We start from the raw sequence: 17,573 nt of genomic DNA, 5'->3' as shown, positions 1-17,573 counted from the left end.
CCCGTCAAGACGGGGATAACAAAACCTCGTTACCGGCTGTATCTGGACGATTCCCACGCGGGTATCGAGTAACCAATGACACGACAGAACCGACGACGGTCCGGGGTGTGGCCGTGTACGACGGGACTTCTCGGCTGCGAGCGCGCTACTCCCGTGGCGTCCCGGCCACGCCAGATGCGGACCGAGCGACGGCAGTACGACGATCGTTCTCGACAGCGATTGCAACCGCGACCGCAACCGCAACCACAACCACAACCAACCGAGGGGAGCTGCCGATGACGGCCTACGAATGCGGCGAAAACTGTACCATCGACCCCGAGGCGACGGTTGGCTACGGGGATTTCGACGAGCCGACGCTGCTCGGCAACGACGCAACGATCAGGGCCGGTTCGATCGTCTACGGCGACGTGACCGTCGGCGACGGCTTCACCACGGGTCACGATATTCTTGTCCGCGAATCAACCGACATCGGCGACGACGTGCTCGTCGGCACGAAGACCGTCATCGACGGCCAGACGACCATCGGCTCGAACGTTAGCCTCCAGACGAACGTCTACGTGCCGACCGACACCCAAATCGGCTCGAACGTGTTCGTCGGCCCGGCCGCAGTGATGACCAACGACGAGTATCCAGTCCGTACCGACGCCGGACTCGAGGGCCCGACGATCGAAGACGGTGCCTCGGTCGGCGCGAACGCGACGCTGCTGCCCGGCGTCACGGTCGGTGAGAACGCCTTCGTCGCGGCCGGCGCGCTCGTCACGGACGACGTGCCGGCGAACAGTCTCGCACTCGGTGCACCGGCGACGATCAGGCCGCTTCCTGCCCCACTCGAGGGCCCGAACCAGCTCGAATGACAGACCGAACACCCCCGCACTCCACGGACTCGACAGATCACACGGATCGAGACGCAGCGCGCGAACTGGATCGCAACTCCAATCGTGGCGCGAACGATGACCGCGACCGCAACCACAATTGCGGACGCGAGCGTGAACGAGAGCAGACGCGGCCGACGGAACGGGCAACCGACGGCGGAATCGGAACTGACCCTGAGACTGACACCGGTGCCGAAACCGAAGCTGACGCCAGTGCTCCCACCAGAACCGAAACGAGCAACGGCCAGCAGGCCGCCGAACCAGTCGAGCACGTCCCCATCGCTGACCCCTCGCTGAGCGACACAGTACTCGAGCGCGTGGAAGCTGTCCTCGAGGACGGTATGCTTGCCGACGGGCCAGAAGTCAGGGCCTTCGAGGGAGAGTTCTCTGGCTTCTGTCGCACCCAACACGCGGTCGCCACTTCCAACGGAACGACGGCGCTGCACGCCGCACTCGAGTCCTTCGGCGTCGAGGAGGGCGATGCCGTCGTCACCTCCCCGTTCTCGTTCGTCGCGAGCGCGAACGCGATCCGCCTTGCGGGCGCGACGCCTGTCTTCGCGGATATCGACCCCGAAACGTACACGCTCGACCCAGCCGACGTGGAGCGCGTCCTCGACGACCGCGACGACATCGTCGGTTTGCTGCCAGTCCACCTCTACGGCCTGCCAGCGCAGATGCCGGAACTCTGTGCCATCGCCAACGAACACGACCTGTTCGTCCTCGAGGACGCCTGTCAGGCCCACGGCGCGACCGTCGACGGCAAACGCGTCGGCGGCCTCGGCGACGCCGCCTGCTTCTCGTTCTACCCGACGAAGAACATGACGACCGGCGAGGGCGGCGTCGTCACGACTGACCGCGACGACATCGCCGACGGCGTCAGACGCTACGTCAACCACGGTCGCGACCCCGGCGAGGGCGGCTACGACCACACCGAACTCGGACACAACTACCGGCTGACCAGCCTCGCCGCCGCCATCGGCCGCGTCCAACTCCAGCGTCTCCTCGAGTTCAACGACGCGCGCCAGGCGAACGCGGCATACTACGACGAGCACCTTGAGGCGGTGCCACTCGAGACCCCCACAGTGCCGGACGGATACGGTCACGTCTACCACCAGTACACAGTTCGGACCGAGAGCCCCGACGAGCGTGACGCACTCGCAGAGTCGCTCGCGGCGCGAAACGTGGATTCGTCTGTCTACTACGATCCGCCGATCCACCGCCAGCCGGCCTACGAGTCGGTGAGCACCGCGGCTGCCTCGTTCCCCGACGCTGAGCACGCCGCCGAGACGGTGCTCTCGCTGCCCGTTCATCCCTCTCTCTCGACCCAGGAGCGCCGCACTGTCGTCGAAGCCGTCCACGACCACTACAATCTATGAGTACGGAACGAACACGACACACGACCGCAGCCACCTCACCAACGCCGGTTCGCGCCGGCGTCATCGGCGTCGGCTCGATGGGACAGAATCACGCGCGCGTCTACAACGAACTCTCCGGCGTCGACCTCGTCGGCGTCACCGACCACGACGCGAGCGTCGCCCAACAGGTCGCTACCGAGTACGGCACGGCCGCACTCGAGTTCGACGCGCTGCTCAGTGAGTGTGATGTTGTCACGGTCGCCGTGCCGACCCACGCCCACTACGAGACTGTCTCGACCTGTCTCGACGCCGGCGTCCACGTGCTGGTCGAGAAACCGATTGCCCAGACCGTCGAGGAGGGCCGTGCGCTGGCCGAACAGGCCCGGGAGGCCGGCCTCGTTCTGCAGGTTGGCCACATCGAACGGTTCAATCCGGCGGTACAGACGGTGATGGAATTGATCGACGATCTGGACGTGATCAGCCTTGAGGCTGAGCGCCTTGGGCCGCCGGTCGACCGAACCGCGCGTGACGACGTTATCTTCGATCTGATGGTCCACGATGTCGACATTGTCAGCTCGATTCTCGACGGGCGGCCATCGACGATCAACGCAATCGGCACGGACGACGGTCAGTATGCGACCGCGACGATGCAGTACGACGACGTGGTCGCCTCGCTAACGGCGAGTCGCGTCACACAGAAGAAGGTGCGCAAACTCACCGTTACGGCCCGGGAGTGTCTCGTCGAGGTCGATTATCTAGAGCAGTCGGTACTGATCTACCGCGACTCCTACCCCGAGTATCTCACGGACGACGGCCCGAACCGGTATCGTCACGAGAGCGTCGTCGAAAATGCGCGCGTCGACAACGGCGAGCCGCTGCGCCACGAACTCGAGTCGTTCGTCAAGACGGTTCAGACCGGCGTCGAACCGGCTGTCACGGCAGAAGACGGCGTTAGAGCGCTGCAGACAGTACAGGATATCGACGCACTCGTTGCCGGCGAAACGCCGCGTCCAGAGCGTGAACGGGAGGTGGAAGCCTGATGCGTGCCGACAACACGCCACCGGCGGATCGAACGACCGCGCTGTACGGCACAGAGGCCGACGAAGCGGACCAGCGAGCGGCGCTGACCGGCGGCGATGTCCCAGTTGCCGTCTACGGCCTCGGCAAGATGGGGCTGCCGCTCGCGGCCGTCTACGCCGAGACGACCGGGAACGTGACCGGTGTCGACGTCGACCCGGATGTCGTCGAGACGATCAACGCTGGCGAGAGCCACGTCGTCGGTGAACCCGGACTCGCCGATCTGGTCGCCGAACAGGTCGAACGGAGCCGTTTCGAGGCGACCACTGACGGCAGCGCTGCCGCCGCGCAGGCGCGGATTCACGTCATCATCGTCCCGACGCTGCTCGACGACGACAACGAACCGGACCTGACGACCGTCGAGTCCGTCGCTTCGGATATCGCAGCCGGCCTCTCGCCGGGCGACCTGGTAATCGCCGAGTCGACGCTCCCGCCGGGTACCTGCCGGGACGTGATCCAGCCCTTCCTGGCCGCCGAGAGCGGTCTCGACACCGACCAGTTCGGGCTCGCGTTCTGCCCGGAGCGGACCTCGAGCGGGCGTGCGCTCCAGGACATCCGCGGGGCGTATCCCAAGGTCGTCGGCGGCGTCGACGACGAGAGCACCCGCGCCGCGACGGTACTCTACGACGAACTCTCCGAGAACGAGGTCCACCCCGTCGTCGACGCGACGACCGCGGAGGCCGTCAAAGTCTTCGAGGGGATCTACCGCGACGTCAACATCGGGTTGGCGAACGAACTCGGCCGCCTGGCGGACGATCTCGACATTTCCGCCCGCGAAGCCATCGAGACCGCGAACGACCTGCCGATGTGCCAGCTACACGATCCCGGCCCCGGCGTCGGCGGTCATTGTATCCCCTACTACCCGCACTTCCTGCTCTCGCGGATGGACGAGTCGATGGACCTTACCCGAACTGCCCGGCGAGTCAACCAGGACATGCCCTCGGTCGTCGTCGATCGACTCGAGTCCGAACTGGCTGCGACTGGGACCGACCTGGCCGACGCGTCGGTCGCAGTCCTCGGGATTACATACCGACCTGGCGTCGAGGAGACGCGCGCGTCGCCCGCGATCGGCGTTATCGAGCAGCTTCGCGACCGCGGTGTCGACATTTCGGGCATCGATCCGCTCGTCGACCCGTCCGAGTACGGCGCACAACCGTGCTCGATCGACGCGTTCGAATCCGCGTCGGTTGACGCCGCAGTCGTCGTTACGCCACACGAGGAGTTCGACGCGATTGATTGGGACGCGCTTGACCCGACGGTCGTAATCGACGGTCGGGACGCGCTAGATCGGGGTGTACTCGAGACGGCCGGTCATCGCGTCTACACGCTTGCCGGGTCAGCGGACGGTCGGCCTCCAGGGTCTGGTGTCGATGCGGTCACGACGAATGACACCGGCAGCCACAATGCGAGTAGTGAGAAGGGTGACAGCCCTACGGGAGCCGGTATCGAGGCGACCCAGGGGGACGGGCAGGAGAAAAGCGAGGATGAGCACGTGATCGACACTGCGACGAATCGAACCGACGGTGGGACCGATGTATAACGGGCATTCGATTGGCGTCGTCGTCACGTCCTACAACGAGGAGCCGTTCGTCGGCGAAGTCATCGAGACGGTGCCGTCGTACGTGGATCGAATCTATGCGGTTGATGACGCCTCGCCTGACGGAAGCTGGGCGGAGATTCAACGGGTTGCGGAGCGCCTGAACGCTCACGCCGAACGAGATACTGAGACGGAATCTGACGGAGAGTCCGGGTCCGGATCGAAATCGGGGCCAGAGCCGGACACGGAGTCCGGGTCACAATCGGAGTCGGAATCAGAACCAACCCACGCGGTCGCCGACGGCGGCGACAACCGCCGCGTCGTCCCGATCCGCCACGAGGAGAATTGCGGCTACGGCGGTGCGGTCAAGACCGGCTACGAGCGCGCCGCAGCCGACGGGATCGACGTGGTCGCCGTGATGAACGGCGACGGCCAGATGGACCCCACGATTCTCGACCGGATCATCGATCCCGTCGTTGCGGGCGAGGCGGACTATGCGAAGGGGAATCGGCTGCTCTATCGTGACGACCGGGAGGGGATGTCCACGTTCCGTTTCGTTGGCAACGCGATCCTCTCGGGGCTCTCGAAGTTCTCCTCGGGCTACTGGACAATCAGTGACCCGCAAAATGGCTACACCGCAATTTCGCGCGAGACGATCGAGGAACTCGACCTGGACGCGATCACCGACCAGTACGGCTTTCTCAATCACATCCTCACGCACCTCAACGTCAACGACTGCCGGGTTGCAGACGTCTCGATGTCTGCAATCTACGGCGACGAGGAGAGCAGTATCCGGTACGTGCCGTTCATTCGGTACGTCTCGTTACTCTTGCTTGGGAGCTTCTACTGGCGACTCAAGCGCCAGTACGTGATCGAACGGTTCCATCCGGCCGCGTTGTTCTACGGTACTGGAACGGCCGGGATCGCCATCGGGAGCAGCGGTCTCGCAGGCTCGATCGCGCAGGCCGCCCGTGGTCGCGGTGGCTTTACCGGCGCGCTCGCGTCGATCCTAACGGTCCTCGTGGGGCTCGTTTCGATCGGCATCGCGATCGCGATGGACGCCGAGGAGAACGAAGCGCTGCAGTGTACCTGGTACGAGGACAGTGCTGGTCGGGAGCAGACTCGTTCGGAGGCGGCCGCGCAGCCGGCGCAATCGGAGACGACTGAGTCAGGGTCCGGGTCTGGGTCCGAGTCGGTGGCCGTGGCTGGTGGCGACGATGTTGCAGATGAGACAGAGACAACAGAGACAGACACTGACGCTGTCGATACTCCCGAACGCGACATCGACAGCAGCTCCGAATCAGAACCCGAAGCCGACCTCGAACAGCCTGCCGAACCGAGTCCGGCACGTTCGTTCGAGTAACGCGTTTTCTCTCCGTTCGCTGTTCGCCAGTTGCCCCCATCATTGCTCGTGGCCAACCAGTGGCCAGCCACCGTTCACCCCCTATCCACACCACACCCCTACCCGGGCTACTGTACCGGCGTGCGCGGCTGCAACGCCTCGCGCACGTCGGACTCGAGTCCCTCCAACTCGCCGCCGGCTTCTGCGACGGCGACAATGAGATCGGTCAGGTTGACGAGGTCGCCGACGTACTTCGCTCGCCGTTGCTGCCAGCGCTTGCCGGCGGCTGCGTCTGTCGTCAGCAGGTCAACCGCCCGATCACGGACAGCCGTGTAGTCGTCGAACTGTTCCGCGAGGCCCGCGCGCTCGAGTTCGGCGAACTCACCGTACTCGTGGTCGTCGGTACCCTGGAAGCGCAGCGCGGGTGTCCCGAGCAGCCCGGCTTCGTTGACCATCGTTCCCGTGTCGGCCACAAGCAGGTCCGCACCCGCCATCGCGTCGTGGATCAGTGCGGGATGGAGGTCGTACGGCCGAGCAGGGAGGTCGTTGAAGTCCATCGTCCCGCTCTCGTCCGAGACGAAGACGGTCGCGTGCTCGCTCAGGTGCTCGAGAAGATCCCGTCGCTGGGCCTGCGAGAAGCCCTCGATGCCGGCGTCGTGGAGCGCGTCCATCGCGTTGAACCGAACCAGCACGTATGGCCCGTCGGGGTCGATCGCGAGGTACTCGTGAATCGCCCGATCCGCCTCGAAAACGTCGGGGTGGAGGTAGGCGCACTCCTTGAACCCCTCGAAGGTGTAGTGGTCGTCGCCGAGGTCGCGGCGCGTGACATCCGGTGAGAGTATGCAGTCGGCAAACGGCCGCGAGACAGTGTGGTTGAAATCGCCTGGCTCGTCGTCCAGGACGAGGACGGTCGGTGTGCGGGTGACGGTCCCCGCCAGCGCGGCGTAGGGGCCGCGACCGAAGACGACATCGGGATCGAACCGCCGTGACTCCCAGCCGATCCGACCGAACTGCTCACCCAGTTCGCGGGCCAGTTCCGGCTTCGACGGCGCGTGTGTCTCGTGGGTACCGTAGCGGCGATAGGGAAGCCCGAAGAACTCGAGTAGGTCGGTCGTACAGGCGTACTCCCGGGTCAACACGAGCACGTCGTGGCCGGCCGCGTCGAGCCGATCGACGGCGTGACGGTACAGGTGCACGTGCGCAGGGGTGTTCGCAAAGACGAGAATTCGCATCGCACAGGGGTAGACGCTTGTGCTGCTTTGTAATCATACAAGTACAGTAGGACGTCTGTCGTTGCTGATTTCGACACATTTCACTCAGGACGACCGTTCAGAAAAAGTTGCGGATAACAAAACGCTGACGGCGGCTTGGTGTAGACCCGAGATGCACGTCCTCACGCTGACGACGAACGCCGACGCGCCGTTCATGACTGAGCAGATGCGCGCGCTCGAACGTCGTGGCGTTACCTTCTCGACGCTCTCGGTTGCTGGCGAGGTCGACGGTGGGACGTCACGGAGTCCACTCGAGTACCTCAAGTTTTTTCCCTCGGTACTGAAGGAGTCGGCCAACGGTTACGACCTAATCCACGCCCACTACGGTCTGACGGGGCCGATGGCGGTCGCACAGCGGCGCACACCCGTTGTGCTCTCTCTTTGGGGGTCTGACGTGTACGGCCCGATTGAACCCGTGAGTCGGGCCTGTGCGCCGCTCTGTGACGAGCTGGTCGTCATGTCCGAAGCGATGCGAACCCACCTCGGGCGAGACTGTGCCGTTATTCCGGACGGGATCGACCTCGAGAAGTTCCAGCCAGCGCCCCAGGAGACGGCCCAGGAGGCGATTGGCTGGGACCCCGACGCCGACCATGTGCTCTTTCCCTACACGCCCGAGCGCGAGGTGAAGAACTACCCGCGAGCGCGGCGGGTCGTCAACGCGGTCAACGGCCTGCTCGACGATCCAGTGTACCTGCACACGGTCTATGACGTGCCCCACGAAACGGTGCCGGACTACATGAACGCCGCCGACGCCCTGCTGTTGACCTCGCACAGCGAGGGGTCGCCGAACTCGGTCAAGGAAGCCCTCGCGTGCAACCTCCCCGTCGTCGCGGTCGACGTAGGCGATGTTCGCGAGCGCCTCACCGGTGTCTCGAACTCCGTCGTCGCGGACAGTGACGAAGCGCTGATCGACGGGCTTCGGGTGGTACTCGAGTCCGGTGAGCGTTCGGATGGCCGGGACGTAGCGCGAGAGATTAGCGTGGAGCAGACGGCGGACCGATTGCTCGAGGTGTACGAGCGGGTTGCGTGAGTTGAGGAGGAATACTGGGTGAACCGACTGTTCTCGACTACGCGTCCTCTGGCTCGAGCAACTGGATGCTGATCGAGATGAAGTAGACGAACATGAACATGAAGAAGCCGACGGTGAGCGGCAGCAGTCGCCGGTCGACAATCGCGAGGTCCAACAGCGCCGCGCCGGCGATTGCGAGACAGTAGACGAGGATGATGAAGGCACCCACCGCGTAGTAGAACCGGATGTCGGACTCGAAATACTCGCGCACGACCATCGTATAGTAGACGCTTGTGAGACCCAAGGAAAAGGGTACTGGTCCACCTGTAGGACGCCGCTTTGGCAACTGAGATTGCCACTTTGCTAGAGTGGCTTTCTGAAAAGATGGATACCGTGGTCGTCGTTTCGGGTATCCGTTGCTGTCCAGTTGGTCACTGCCCCAGTCCAATCACAACCAGTAGCGTTTTCGTCACCACACCTCATTCAGTCTACATGCTCGAACATGACGACACGGTGACGGTGCTGAAGTGGTTCGTCGCACCGGCAGTCCTCGTCTTCGCGCTGGTCAACCTGTTCCAGATCAGCCCGCTGCTCGCGAGTTGGACGACGATCACGCTGCTTGGAGCCGAGGGGAATGCGCTCTACTGGATCGTTCTGATTCTCGTGTACTCGGTCTTGCTCGCAGTACTCGGCGGCTTCTGTAGCTACTCGCTCGCAACCTGACCGGCGTGTCGTACTGCACGAAACCGGTACTCGAGTTGCGGAGACGATCCGTGGAAGTGCAGCGGGCGGACGAGCGATTGATCTGGGGTTGGGTCTGCGTTTCGGTGGTTTCGTGACGGTGTTGATGGTGGTGGTGGTGTTGATGGTGTTGATGGTGGTGGTGGTGTTGATGGTGTTGATGGTGGTGGTGGTGTTGATGGTGTTGATAGTGTTGATAGTGTTGATGGTGGTGGTGACCACAGACCCAACACGCAGCAATCACACCCACCCAAGGCCACAGGCACTGCCCAGCGTCTCGCTGTAACTCGAGTTCGGATTCCAGTCCGTTGCTGTCGGATGTCGTCGATGGCGAGCGGTTGCGACCGGCACAAGCAGCTGCGGCCGGTCGTATTCACTCTGCAGTTGGGGTGTGGGGCGCTACTCGTCGCGGGTGTCAGACTGGCTCCGGGTGCTGAACCCGGGTGCGACTCGACAGCTGCAGGGGCCGGCGACCGCATCGGTGGGATCGATCATCGTGGTCCGTGCGACAGGACGGTTACAACGCAGGCAGTTGGGAAGTGGTGTGTCCTCGGGATCGAGTTCGAATTCTGGATCCAGGCGGTTGCCGTCCGAGTTGGGTTTGTTCTCGAACGTGCCTTCACCTTCACCTTCACCTTCTCCCTCACCCCCACGTTCACCTTCGGCGTCGTCACTCATTCCCACATGCCCGACCAGTCTCGCTGTGCTGGTCCGGTCCATCAGTCTCGTCTCTTTCATCCGTCCCGAATCGCGGGCCGGCGGCTACTCGAGTACGACACGACGATTGTCGTGCGCTATAGTAGCCACTGCAAGTCACTGCACACCTGATCGCACGACGGCAGCGCGGTTCGGAGCGAGTGAACTGAGTGAGAACCGCGAACGTGCGATCAGTGTGTAACTAGTTGCAGTTGTTACTATAGATAGTAGGGAAGAGCTGACGAACAGCCTGCCAACACTCCCGTCGTCGTCTCTCTTTCCAGTCTTCGCACGCGCTGTTTTGACCATCAGACCGTCACTGACACGCAGTTCGATACCACTCGAGTGCAGGGGGCAGATGCGCCTCCAGCGGCTGGTACTCGTAGCCCAGTTCCTCGTGGGCTTTGCGGGAACTGTAGAACATCCGGTCGGTCGCGAGTCGGGCCATCTGGCGGTCGAAGGGGAACACTTGCCGATCAGTCACGGTGCCGACGACTTCGGCCACCGGGCCTGCAGCGTGGATGGCAGCCGCCGGAACGGGCAGGCGAGCGGGTGAGCCGCCGGCGAACGTGGCGATACGATCGACGGCGCGGTCGTAGGTGAGGTTTTCGCCGCCGAGGATGTAGTGCTCGCCGTTTCCGCCGTGTTCGTAGGCGGCGAGGATGCCGTCGATCACGTCCTCAAGGCCGACGATGCTCAGTCCGCCGGGGAGGTACGCCGGCATGGTTGGTTCGAGCCCCATCGAGAGCAACTGGGCCGTGAAAGCGGTGTCGCCCGGGCCGAAGATCGAGGTTGGGTGGACGGTCACGGCGTCGCCGTCGCCGGCGGCGTACCGGTCGACGAAGCGCTCGGCGGTCGCCTTCGAGCGCTGGTAGGCCCCAATCGGCTCAGCGATGTCCGCTTCGGTCGCGAACTCGTCGTCCCCGACAGCTCGCCGCGTGCCGGCCGTGCTGGTGAAGACCAGTCGGCCCACGTCACCGGCACGGCAGGCGTCGAGCACGTACCCGGTGCCCTCGCGGTTGACCCGTTCGACAGTGTCGGCGTCGGCGCTCCAGAGGCCGATCCCCGCGAGGTGAAAGACCGCGTCGGCTCCGTCGACCAGCGAGCGCAGCGTTTCCGGCTCGAAGAGGTCGCCGACGTACCACTCGACGTCGTCGAGGTCGCCGCGGTCCGATGTCGGGCGGGAGAGACCGCGAACGGTCCAGCCCTCGGCGAGCAGGCGCTCGCAGAGCGCGGAGCCGAGGAAGCCAGTCGCGCCGGTGACGGCTGCGACACGCTCGCTGTCCTCGGCGCTCGTCGCACTCGCCGTGCTCGCCTGTCCCGTTTCGGGACCAGCGTCCGTTCCGGGTGGGGTCTCCGTCGCCATTAGCTGCCACCCCGCAACTCGAGTTGGGGCGGGACCGCGTCGCCGCCCACGGCAGCGTACAGTCGGTAGGCGATCGAGACGGCAGGATGTGTCTCGTCCGATGGCGGCAGCGTCCCTCCTTTCAGGCGCGTTTCGAGGGTGTCGAGTTGAGCCCCGAAATCCACCGCGGGATCGGTTGCCGTGCGGCCGACAGCTTCGACGCGAATCTGGGGCGACGAGCCTGATCTGGGTTCTACGCCGGTCGCCGACTCGGTCGCATCGGGGGCGAGTTCGATTACGCGGTCGTCGAATCCCGCGCCGAACAGCGACGCGGCGAGCGCGTCGACGACGGGTGTTGGCCCCGCGAACAGCGCGTTGGCTGCGTAGGGCTCGTCACCGTAGGCCGTCATCGCGTCGAACAGACAACAGGCCGGTTCGATCGCACGCGTTGCGGCGACGGCGGTCGGTGCTGACTCGGCGACCGCGTCTGCGAACCCGCCAAGCGTTCGCATCCCGCCGGCAACGTTCCCCTCGTCGGTCGGCCGCAGCGACGGCACAACCAGGACAGTATCCTCGTGGAGTTGTTCCGGGACCGAAACCGCAACCGAGCGGTCATCGACCGGAAAAACCTGTCGCGTGAAGTCTCCGTCGGGGCTGTCCGGCGCGAGGTCGACGAGTTCCGCGCCGGTTCGCTCGCAGAGATCGGGATAGCCGAGATACTCCGCTGTTCGCTCGAACGGCATGCACTCGGTGCTCACGCCGGCGACGGCGAGATCGGCGTCGGTTCGCCAGGACAGGTGATCGAGCACCGCGCCGACCACGGCGGGATCTGTTACCATACCCGTCGAGGGATGGAACGGGTAGTGCGCGTCAGGAACGACGGTGATCCGGTCGGGCTCGTCCGCGATGGACTCGAGTACCGGACCGAGTGCCTCACCGACGGGGGACTCGAGTGCGGACAGGCGTTCGTCGAGGGAGGGGGTCCAGCTTCCGTGGGGAGTTGGGTGGGTGGAACGATCGGAGCCGGCAGAACCATCAGCGTCGGTACCGAGTGCGCCACGAACAGTGTTCGACTGGCCCATTACCGGGTCACCTCCAGTGGCTCGAGTTCTGCGGTGTTCTTCTCCGCGGCTAGCTCGGCGGCAGTTTCGGCGAGTGCGAGGCTTCGCCGGCCGTCCTCGCCGTCGATTGGTGGCCGTTCACCGTCGCGAATCGCCTCACAGAACGCCGAGAGCGCCTCGTAGTGAGCCTGCAGATAGAACGTGGGTCCGAAAACGTCGGGCTCGTCGCCTGTGAACCGGCCCAGGACGTTGGTCAGCGCCGATTTCGCCGCACCAGCATAGAAGTTCTGCGGCAGGTGGTCCTGATTGCTGATCGTCCCGGTGATCCCCTCGAGTCGGAGTCTGGTGTTCACTTCGGGGAGCTGTTCCCACTGGTAGGAGCCACAGTGCAGCGTGATCGATGTCTCCGTTTCTGGTGCCCGCAGGAGCACCGTCGCCGCGTCCTCAACCGGAATATCGAGCGTCGAATCGGTCGACGCATCCTGCACCTCGAGCTCGCCGAAGAGCCACTCGAGGACGTCGAAACAATGGATGCCGAGTTCGAGTAGCGAGCCGCCGCCGGCAGCGTCGGGATCAAGCGGCCACGAAGGAGGTGCATTCTCGACGGGTGGGCGACCCAGGGGACCGTCGTTGAGCCGGGTAATCGATGCGTACGGGACGTGGCCGACGGTGCCGTCCTCGAACTCTGACTTGACGCCGATCATGTCGGGCTGGTAGCGCAGCGTGTGATCGACGCCGACGGCGATGCCGGCCTCGCGTGCGGTGTCCAGCATGCGATCTGCCTCCTCGGTCGAGCGCGCGAGGGGCTTTTCGACGAAGACGTCGACGCCCGCAGCTGCGGCCCGTTCGACCGCGTCGGCGTGGAGAAACGGCGGCAGCGCGATCACGGCGGCGTCGAGCTCCTCGCGCTCGAGCAGGGTCGTATAGTCGTCGTACGTCTGGGGAACGCCGACGCGCTCTGCTCGGGCGCGGTTCTCGGGGAGTGCGTCGGCGACCGCGCAAACCTCGACGCCAGGCATCGAGCGCGCAGACTTCAGATGAACCATGCCGATGTTTCCGACGCCGAGTACCCCGAGCGCGAGGTCGTCGGAACCGGTCCCGGTTAGTCGGCCAATCGTTGACGAGAGCATCGTAGCCAATACCCGGCCGTATGCGGGCTTTGTTATCGCCGCCGTACTCTCCGCACGCACTGGATACCAGACGGCTGAGAGTGCGAACGCACCGTCAAACTGGTTCCATCAATCGTCGCCCATCGTCCCACCGTCTGCGGCAACCGTTCCACCGTCGACGCCGCGTGGAACACGCACTCGCCGGGCAACGTCGGCCATCGTTTCCACCGTGAGATCCGTCTCCGCTCGTCGCCGGGACAGGTACTCGAGTATGGCGCGCATTCGCCGGTTGTCGCGGGGGTGGGTGAGGTTGTTCGGGTGCAACCACATGTGGAAGAGGCCGTCGTTTCGGACGGCCTCGTCGATGCCGCGCTTGGCCTGGAGCACCATCGGGTCCTGCCAGATGGATTCGGCGACGGTTCGTGCGGGGCCTTCGAAGCCGAAGAGGAACATCGAGGCGGGGACGTTCACCAGATCGTATTTATCGACGGTCGGCTCGACGAGCATGGGTTGGTCGCGGACGGTCGAGTCGAACAGGCCACGAACGCCGTCGTATGTCGGTGACGTGCCGCGGTAGGCGCTGAGACCGAACTCGGCGAGCACGTCCCGGTGGCCGATGTCGTTTCGGGGGTAAATAAACGAGTCGACGTGTTGGCCCCACTGGTTGGCGAGTTCGAGGCTGCGCTCGAGTTCGGCGACGGCGAGCTCGCGGTCGGTTGAGGGTGCACCGAAGAGCACGTGCGAGAAGGAGTGGCTGGCAAACTCGTGGTCGACACTGGACTGAAGGAGGTCGTCGACGAGATCGCGGCCGAAGCGGAGGTCGGGACGGTCCCACCAGTCGGTTCGTTCGCGCTCGAACCAGCCCTCGGGTGCGGGGTGATCCTCGTGAATCCCGTCACAGCTTTCGAGCATGAGGTGGCCGACGACGGCCCAGGTCGCCGGAATCTCGAACTCTTCGCACAGCTCGAGCATCGTCGACCAGCCGCGCCGTCCGGCTTCGACGCGCTCTGCTGGAAGCGGCTCTAGGTCGTGAAACCCCCACCCAAGTTCCGCATCCAACGAGCAGACGACGCTACCCATCTTGGTCACCACGCGGTCGTATCATACGCTGGACGGATTCGACCTGCCGGTTTTGTTATTGATTGCTTTTGTCCTGCAGTCGGCGGACTACGGCTGGTATGGTGAGCGAACACGACGCTCGAAGATCAGCCGCCGCTGACTCCTTGCGCTGCCGTCGCTGCGGTCAGAATCGAACCCACTTTCGGTAACGTCACCGAACAACGTTATTTTCGTCTGAATGGTCCGTGAACGTTCCCTATAACAAAGCGCTCATCGGGCCACCTCCACGACAGCAGGTTTCTCGACAATCATGAGCGGATCTACTCACCCCTCCGGGCAAGCATTCGTGCTCGGACTCGACGGCGTACCGTGGCGATTGATCGAACGATGGAGCGACGAGGGGGAACTACCCAACTTCGCCAGACTCCGCGAGGAAGGCGCGAGCGGCACACTCGAGAGCACCCGCCCGCCAACGACACCACTCGCCTGGCCCTCTATCGCGACCGGCGTCTGGGCCGACAAGCACGGTGTCTACGGCTTCCAGAACCTCTCGAGTGAGTACTCACACGAAATGTACACGAGTCACGACATCACCCAACCTACACTCTGGGAGCTCCTCCCGCCCGCCCATGTCGGTAACGTGCCAATGACCTATCCCGCACACGATCCCGAGGATGGCGGGAGCATGGTTACCGGCATGATGACTCCCTCGACCGACCAGCAGTTCGCCGTCCCTGCCGACCTCCAGTCCGAGATCGAGGCCCAGATTCCCGACTACGAGATCAGTCTCGACTACCCCGAGTACGCCGACCGCCTCGACGACTTCGAGGTCGCCGTCGACGACATGCTCGCGACGCGGCGTGAACTCATGCAACTCCAGATGGACCGCGCCGGCGACGACTGGCGACTGTTCTTCTTCGTCTACACCGCTCCCGACCGGTTCCAGCACCTTATCTGGGACATGGACCGAATCCTCGCCCACTACCGAAAGCTCGACGACATCCTCGGCGAGGTACTCGAGTACACCGACCGACACGAGGCGGACCTCTACGTCGTCTCGGATCACGGCTTCGGGCCGATTCACGAACTCGTCTACATCAATCACATTCTGGAGCGAGAGGGCTACCTGGTGCGACGCGAGGACGAGGGAACGCGGGGTGCGCTCGCAAGCCTGGGGATTTCTCGGGATCGAATTACCGATTTCCTCGGAAAAATCGGCATCTCCGAGGAGTTGCTGGTCTCGACGCTGCCGCGGAAGCTGGTCGACTCGGTAGCCGAGCAGATTCCGGGAGACCACGCGCTTTACGACGTGAATTACGAGGAGACGACGGCGTTCGTCCACGGGGCAGGAAACTGTTACATCAACGACAGCGAGCGCTTTGCGGACGGCACCGTCTCGCCGTCTGAGGTACCGCGGGTCAAGGCGGAACTGGTGGACCTCTTCGAGTCGGTCACCGACGAGGACGACGAGCCAGTGCTCAGAATCGACGACGGTGACGAGCTGTTCCCGACCGATCCGGACTCGCCAGATCTTGTCGTCAACGGTGTCCATGGTTACGATTGCCGAAATGCGATTACGGACCAGCCGTTCGGCGACACCGGAACCTACGCTGCGAGCCACCGAAACGAAGGGATCATCCTCTGTCGCGGACCGTCGATCGAACCCGGGGCTACGCTCCGCGGCGCGCGCGTAGTCGACGTTGCGCCGACGCTCTTACATGGGATCGGCGAGCCGGTTCCACAGAACGTCGACGGGCGGGTGCTGTTCGACGCCTTCGAGACATCGGCGACTCCGTCGAAGACGAAAGTCGAGCGAACGTCGGTCGACCAACCCCAGACAGCCGATTCGGTCGACGATGACTTTACCGACGTTGAGGATCGGTTGAAGGGACTTGGGTACATGGAGTAGCACACTCAACTCTCGATCACTGCTTCCCGTCGGTCTCGTTGCCCACTAAATATCTTGGGACGAAAAAAGTTATACCGCGGATCAGTTATTTTTCCTGTATGTCCCCACACACCAGACGGCAGGCACTTCGGGCAGTTGGTGTCTGTTCATCGCTGGTACTTGCTGGCTGTCTAACTGGTGAGAGCTCACCGAACGAGATGCGACTGGAACAGCTTCAGGTTGTGAACTACGTTCAGGAATCCCAGACAGTCTCCGTGGAAATCACCGACGATGATGAGCGTGTGTATCGCGACTCAGTCGAAGTTCCGTCAGCCGATGAAGACACGACCGAGTGGGGGAACGACAACTGGTCCGACGGCGCGTTCGAAGGCTACCCAACCGAGGCTGGTGCGTACAGGATCCGTACCTGGTTAGACACCCAGTCTCGAGATGAGGGTCGGACGGTAGACCTGCGCGAGTACGAGTATGACTGTGTCGAGATGCGGGTGCTAATCGGCGACCCGCGGATGGACCTTGGATCGACACTCAGCATCTGGCGAAGCTTTGAGTGTTCTGCAGAACGGGAGAAAGCGGAGTAAGGTCGCTGTTTTTCATCGTTTTCTTCTCTCCATTCTTCGTTCTCCCCACACGACGCAACTGTCCGGATTCACTAGGGACAGCGCCTTGCAAGCACAGCGGCTACGCCACTCGCGTTCGTTTATTCACTATGGTCGACGAGGACCTCGAACTCGAGCGCGACCTCGGTGAGGCAACGATCGTCTATGACGAACCGAACGAAGACGCAGTCAGCAAGACGGTCCCGAACGAGCACATTGCGTACTTCCAGGACCACTGGATCATCAAGACGGACGAGGACGATGAGGGAAACGACATCGTTCGCCGGATTCCCTCCCGTCGCGTTCACTACGTCGAACGCTCCGTCGAGGAGTTCCAGTCAGAGGTCCAGACGGTTGCGGATCAGGTGCAGTCGTTCGCCTCCTCGCTCCGAACAAAAATTCCGGTCGGCGGGGAGAAAGAGGGTGGCCGCGGCGAGCGCGGCCGGGCCGGTGAAGGTGGGGGCGAAGGCGATGTTCACCCCATCGAAATCACGCCCGGTGAGGTCAACCGGGACGATGATCCTGACGAGGAACTGGACGGGTAACAACTCCTGTGTCTCCGGTTTGGGATCGACAGAATCCATGTGTATTACC

At 63.6% G+C, this 17,573-nt stretch carries 19 protein-coding genes; 12 read left to right on the top strand and 7 right to left on the bottom strand.

All coding sequences use genetic code 11. From position 1 onward, the window contains the following. The first annotated feature begins 275 nt into the window (after positions 1 to 275). Genes C482_RS16220 through C482_RS16200 form a run of 5 tightly spaced genes read left to right on the top strand, consistent with a single transcriptional unit; the run spans position 276 to position 6,204 of the window. On the top strand, positions 276 to 854 hold the full coding sequence (locus tag C482_RS16220) for an N-acetyltransferase (protein ID WP_049896896.1): 579 nt from the start codon (positions 276 to 278) through the stop codon (positions 852 to 854). After that, on the top strand, positions 851 to 2,248 hold the full coding sequence (locus C482_RS16215; RefSeq protein ID WP_006168834.1) for a DegT/DnrJ/EryC1/StrS family aminotransferase: 1,398 nt from the start codon (positions 851 to 853) through the stop codon (positions 2,246 to 2,248). Before C482_RS16220 ends, C482_RS16215 begins: the two co-directional genes overlap by 4 nt. Beyond that, positions 2,245 to 3,267, top strand: coding sequence for a Gfo/Idh/MocA family protein (locus C482_RS16210; protein ID WP_006168833.1), 1,023 nt, complete (start codon positions 2,245 to 2,247; stop codon positions 3,265 to 3,267). The genes C482_RS16215 and C482_RS16210 overlap by 4 nt, the downstream gene beginning before the upstream one ends. Next, the gene (locus C482_RS16205; RefSeq protein ID WP_006168832.1) at positions 3,267 to 4,844 is read left to right on the top strand and encodes a nucleotide sugar dehydrogenase; all 1,578 of its coding nucleotides are present in this window, start codon (positions 3,267 to 3,269) and stop codon (positions 4,842 to 4,844) included. Before C482_RS16210 ends, C482_RS16205 begins: the two co-directional genes overlap by 1 nt. Beyond that, complete coding sequence (locus C482_RS16200) at positions 4,837 to 6,204, top strand: glycosyltransferase family 2 protein (RefSeq protein WP_006168831.1); 1,368 nt, start codon at positions 4,837 to 4,839, stop codon at positions 6,202 to 6,204. Before C482_RS16205 ends, C482_RS16200 begins: the two co-directional genes overlap by 8 nt. Before the next feature lie 107 nt (positions 6,205 to 6,311). Here C482_RS16200 and C482_RS16195 read toward each other — a convergent pair whose 3' ends face one another. Further along, the gene (locus C482_RS16195; protein ID WP_006168830.1) at positions 6,312 to 7,415 is read right to left on the bottom strand and encodes a DUF354 domain-containing protein; all 1,104 of its coding nucleotides are present in this window, start codon (positions 7,413 to 7,415) and stop codon (positions 6,312 to 6,314) included. A gap of 124 nt (positions 7,416 to 7,539) precedes the next feature. On the opposite strand from C482_RS16195, the gene C482_RS16190 reads away from it, so the two are divergent. Beyond that, positions 7,540 to 8,484: a glycosyltransferase gene (locus tag C482_RS16190; RefSeq protein WP_338043530.1), complete on the top strand. Its 945-nt coding sequence runs from the start codon at positions 7,540 to 7,542 to the stop codon at positions 8,482 to 8,484. Between the two features lie 37 nt (positions 8,485 to 8,521). Here C482_RS16190 and C482_RS16185 read toward each other — a convergent pair whose 3' ends face one another. Then, complete coding sequence (locus C482_RS16185) at positions 8,522 to 8,740, bottom strand: hypothetical protein (protein ID WP_006168828.1); 219 nt, start codon at positions 8,738 to 8,740, stop codon at positions 8,522 to 8,524. Positions 8,741 to 8,955: 215 nt separating this feature from the next. Here C482_RS16185 and C482_RS21645 point away from each other — a divergent pair, with 215 nt between their 5' ends. Further along, complete coding sequence (locus tag C482_RS21645) at positions 8,956 to 9,186, top strand: hypothetical protein (protein ID WP_006168827.1); 231 nt, start codon at positions 8,956 to 8,958, stop codon at positions 9,184 to 9,186. Positions 9,187 to 9,298: 112 nt separating this feature from the next. Next, positions 9,299 to 9,490 carry a hypothetical protein gene (locus tag C482_RS21580; RefSeq protein WP_161605610.1) on the top strand — a complete coding sequence of 64 codons (192 nt, stop codon included), beginning with the start codon at positions 9,299 to 9,301 and terminating at the stop codon, positions 9,488 to 9,490. A gap of 113 nt (positions 9,491 to 9,603) precedes the next feature. On the opposite strand, the gene C482_RS16175 is transcribed toward C482_RS21580, so the two are convergent. Then, positions 9,604 to 9,882: a hypothetical protein gene (locus C482_RS16175; RefSeq protein ID WP_152422034.1), complete on the bottom strand. Its 279-nt coding sequence runs from the start codon at positions 9,880 to 9,882 to the stop codon at positions 9,604 to 9,606. Positions 9,883 to 9,888: 6 nt separating this feature from the next. On the opposite strand from C482_RS16175, the gene C482_RS21575 reads away from it, so the two are divergent. Further along, positions 9,889 to 10,032, top strand: coding sequence for a hypothetical protein (locus tag C482_RS21575; RefSeq protein WP_161605609.1), 144 nt, complete (start codon positions 9,889 to 9,891; stop codon positions 10,030 to 10,032). 184 nt (positions 10,033 to 10,216) lie between these two features. Here the strand turns inward: C482_RS21575 and C482_RS16170 are convergent, their stop codons facing one another. The 4 genes from C482_RS16170 to C482_RS16155 form a co-directional block, all read right to left on the bottom strand. Next, positions 10,217 to 11,266 carry an NAD-dependent epimerase/dehydratase family protein gene (locus tag C482_RS16170; RefSeq protein ID WP_006168825.1) on the bottom strand — a complete coding sequence of 350 codons (1,050 nt, stop codon included), beginning with the start codon at positions 11,264 to 11,266 and terminating at the stop codon, positions 10,217 to 10,219. Then, the gene (locus tag C482_RS16165; RefSeq protein ID WP_006168824.1) at positions 11,266 to 12,327 is read right to left on the bottom strand and encodes a DUF362 domain-containing protein; all 1,062 of its coding nucleotides are present in this window, start codon (positions 12,325 to 12,327) and stop codon (positions 11,266 to 11,268) included. Before C482_RS16165 ends, C482_RS16170 begins: the two co-directional genes overlap by 1 nt. Further along, entirely contained in the window at positions 12,327 to 13,436 is a 1,110-nt protein-coding gene (locus tag C482_RS16160) for a Gfo/Idh/MocA family protein (RefSeq protein WP_006168823.1), read from the bottom strand. The genes C482_RS16165 and C482_RS16160 overlap by 1 nt, the downstream gene beginning before the upstream one ends. Positions 13,437 to 13,544: 108 nt before the next feature. Continuing rightward, a complete protein-coding gene (locus tag C482_RS16155; RefSeq protein ID WP_006168822.1) occupies positions 13,545 to 14,495 on the bottom strand; it encodes a polysaccharide deacetylase family protein in 951 nt (316 codons plus the stop codon). A 289-nt stretch (positions 14,496 to 14,784) separates the two neighbouring features. Here C482_RS16155 and C482_RS16150 point away from each other — a divergent pair, with 289 nt between their 5' ends. The 3 genes from C482_RS16150 (at position 14,785) to C482_RS16140 (ending at position 17,524) form a co-directional block, all read left to right on the top strand. Continuing rightward, positions 14,785 to 16,383: an alkaline phosphatase family protein gene (locus C482_RS16150; RefSeq protein ID WP_049896874.1), complete on the top strand. Its 1,599-nt coding sequence runs from the start codon at positions 14,785 to 14,787 to the stop codon at positions 16,381 to 16,383. 98 nt (positions 16,384 to 16,481) lie between these two features. Further along, a complete protein-coding gene (locus tag C482_RS16145; protein WP_241431944.1) occupies positions 16,482 to 16,961 on the top strand; it encodes a hypothetical protein in 480 nt (159 codons plus the stop codon). Positions 16,962 to 17,089: 128 nt separating this feature from the next. Next, complete coding sequence (locus tag C482_RS16140) at positions 17,090 to 17,524, top strand: hypothetical protein (protein ID WP_006168819.1); 435 nt, start codon at positions 17,090 to 17,092, stop codon at positions 17,522 to 17,524. Positions 17,525 to 17,573: the final 49 nt, after the last annotated feature.

The sequence above is a fragment of the Natrialba chahannaoensis JCM 10990 genome, from assembly GCF_000337135.1.
GTDB lineage: Archaea > Halobacteriota > Halobacteria > Halobacteriales > Natrialbaceae > Natrialba > Natrialba chahannaoensis.
The sequence above is the reverse complement of the archived record's forward strand: the minus strand, read 5'-3'. Positions and strand labels throughout refer to the sequence as shown.